Origin of the sequence: Nocardia sp. NPDC058497 (assembly GCF_042720195.1) — a bacterium.
Taxonomy (GTDB): domain Bacteria; phylum Actinomycetota; class Actinomycetes; order Mycobacteriales; family Mycobacteriaceae; genus Nocardia.
Map to the genome: position 1 here is coordinate 1 of NZ_JBHXMY010000991.1, position 1288 is coordinate 1288.

The 1288-nt window shown below is 62.6% G+C and carries 2 protein-coding genes; one reads left to right on the top strand and one right to left on the bottom strand.

All coding sequences use genetic code 11. From position 1 onward, the window contains the following. Window positions 1–464 (bottom strand): hypothetical protein (locus ACFWPJ_RS33135; RefSeq protein ID WP_378857515.1); only part of this gene is annotated, 464 nt, incomplete at its 3' end. Between the two features lie 240 nt (window positions 465–704). Here ACFWPJ_RS33135 and ACFWPJ_RS33140 point away from each other — a divergent pair. Next, a complete protein-coding gene (locus tag ACFWPJ_RS33140; RefSeq protein WP_378857517.1) occupies window positions 705–1181 on the top strand; it encodes a DUF4265 domain-containing protein in 477 nt (158 codons plus the stop codon). Window positions 1182–1288 lie beyond the last annotated feature (107 nt).

Below are 1288 nucleotides of genomic sequence, written 5' to 3' on the forward strand. Positions count from 1 at the left end.
CCGAACTTTCCAACAGAATAATCCCCGAACGGTAACTCTCGGCGGCGCACGGGGTGGCTATCGAGGCCTACGTTGCCGGACTCGATGGAATAGACGAGATGCCCAGGCGTACAGAGATCGATGCCGAGACAGCAGACTACGCTGAGTTCGTTCTCATCAATATGCGGCGCAATCGCGGAGACTCTGCGCGTAATATCCTCGCTCGCAATGATTTCCTGTTGCAAAGTCCGACTGCTGGGCGTCGATACACGCAACCCTGCCCGCGCTGCGAGCGGCCGGCAACCTACGAGGAACGCTACCCCCGCGCGGTCTGCGATCACTGTCGGAGCCGCACCACCGACCGCGCCGGCCGCCGGGTCACCGGCTTCAACACCGATCTCGGTGGCGGTATGATCGCCTACTACGCGAACACTTTCGAGGACTCGGACGGCGCGCTCCCAGCAGGAAGAATGCATCGAGGTCACCCGAACCGGCGTGTGTTTTATCGACGGACATCCCGCCACCATGCAGGAGGCACGTTTCGGTGGGATCGTCGTCCAAATGACGTCCGGCGACCAAACACGTCGGAGATGGTTCAGGTAGGCCGAACGCACTGTAATGCCGCTGGGCGGGCGGCCTGGCCCACACACGCCGCACATGCCGATGAGCGTGGGGTGTTCGATACCACTCGGCCAATTCAGGGAAAACGGTGACAGAATCTGCGCATGTCCGATGACCGGTGCGCCTATGGCCATGTTCGAGTGTTCGTGGAATTGGGGCCTTCCGGCAAGCCTGTTCACGAGGAACTGCCCGCGAAGATCCTGAAGAACAACGACTACGAGGTCCTCGGCAGTCCCGTCCTCACCTACGGTTTCGCTGCGGGCGATCGTCTGCGCGTGGCCGATGACGGCACGTTCGACGTGCTCGAGCGAGGCGGGAACCTCTGCATAAGGGTGTTCCCGACGGCGCGTCTGACCGACGCCGGAATCAACGCGCTCACCACCCGATTCGAGAAGCTCGATGGGTTGGTGGAGATCCCGCCCGATCTGCGATTCATCGTGATCACTGTGCCGGTCGCGGTCGGCTTTCCCGCAGTGGAGGACGCTGTCCGCGAATGGGCAGCTGGACACGATTCCGACTGGGAGTACGGCAACGTCCACGATGAGCAGGGCAAGCCCCTCGGTTGGTGGGCGAACGACTGAATTGTCGACCATATCCGCACATGCCGCGGGGCGGGCATGCCGAGACGGTTCGTGCCTTGACCAGCCCAGTGCTCTGGTGTCCGCGCACAGGTGCCGGTCGCTGACCG

Coding starts and splice junctions, on each gene's coding strand:
- ACFWPJ_RS33140 (WP_378857517.1), top strand. CDS start 705: ATGTCCGATGACCGGTGCGCCTATGGCCATGTTCGAGTGTTCGTGGAA.